General features: G+C 52.3%; 1 pseudogene. It reads left to right on the top strand.

Annotated elements, in window-relative coordinates:
• Positions 1 to 1,399: pseudogene (locus RTW80_RS25235) on the top strand (DUF4132 domain-containing protein); the annotation flags it as partial.

The raw sequence follows: 1,399 nt of genomic DNA, 5'->3' as shown, positions 1-1,399 counted from the left end.
GATGTATGGTCTGCCCTGGAGCAGTTGCTTAAACAGGGTCCAATGGACATTTACCCGGCACGCATTCCAAAAGCCCCTGATTTCTGGCATCCGGCAATGTGGTCCAGGCCTCGACTTATCACTAATAATCAGCCTGTTACCGGTGACGCTCTGGAAATTATCGGCGAAATGCTGCGCTTTACCCAGGGGGGACGTTTTTATAGCGGGCTGGAACAACTGAAAACGTTCTGCCAGCCACAAACGCTGGCAGCTTTTGCCTGGGATCTCTTCACTGCGTGGCAACAAGCTGGTGCCCCCGCAAAAGACAACTGGGCATTTCTGGCGTTAAGTCTCTTTGGTGACGAAAGCACGGCACGGGATCTGACGACACAGATCCTCGCCTGGCCACAAGAAGGCAAATCTGCCCGTGCTGTCAGCGGCCTGAACATCCTTACCCTGATGAATAATGATATGGCGCTGATACAGCTGCATCATATATCGCAACGGGCTAAATCCCGCCCCTTACGTGATAACGCGGCGGAATTTCTTCAGGTGGTCGCAGAAAATCGCGGGCTAAGTCAGGAAGAGCTAGCGGACAGATTAGTCCCAACCATGGGCCTTGATGATCCGCAGGCGTTGAGTTTGGATTTTGGTCCCCGGCCGTTTACCGGTCGCTTCGATTAAAACCTCAACCCGGTTATCTTTGATCAGCAAAACGTTCGCCAGAAAAGCGTTCCCCGGTTGCGCGCCGATGACGATCAACTGAAAGCGCCCGAGGCACTGGCCCGACTAAAAGGGCTAAAAAAGATGCTACTCAGGTGAGCAAAAACCTGCTCCCGCGTCTTGAAGCTGCCCTACGTACCACCCGACGCTGGTCGCTGGCAGATTTTCATTCTCTGTTTGTTAATCATCCCTTTACCCGTCTGGTTACCCAGCGATTAATATGGGGGGTTTATCCGGCAAATGAACCGCGTTGTTTACTCAAAGCCTTTCGTGTGGCCGCAGAGGGGGAGTTCTGCAATGCGCAAGATGAGCCAATTGACCTGCCTGCGGACGCTCTGATTGGCATTGCCCACCCGTTAGAAATGACAGTAGAAATGCGCAGTGAATTTGCACAGCTTTTTGCCGATTACGAAATTATGCCGCCTTTTCGCCAGTTGTCGCGCCGCACGGTGCTGCTCACACCTGACGAGTCAACCAGTAACAGCCTGACTCGCTGGGAAGGTAAATCCGCTACCGTTGGGCAGCTTATGGGAATGCGATACAAAGGCTGGGAGTCAGGTTATGAGGACGCATTTGTCTATGACCTGGGTGAGTACCGGCTGGTCCTTAAGTTTTCACCCGGTTTTAACCACTACAATGTTGATAGCAAAGCGCTAATGAGCTTCCGTTCTCTTCGAGTGTACCGTGACAATAAATC

The organism is Escherichia sp. AM3, assembly GCF_032029835.1.
In the GTDB taxonomy this organism is placed as follows: domain Bacteria; phylum Pseudomonadota; class Gammaproteobacteria; order Enterobacterales; family Enterobacteriaceae; genus Escherichia; species Escherichia coli.
Note: the sequence above shows the minus strand (reverse complement) of the source record. Positions and strands in the feature narration are given on the sequence as shown.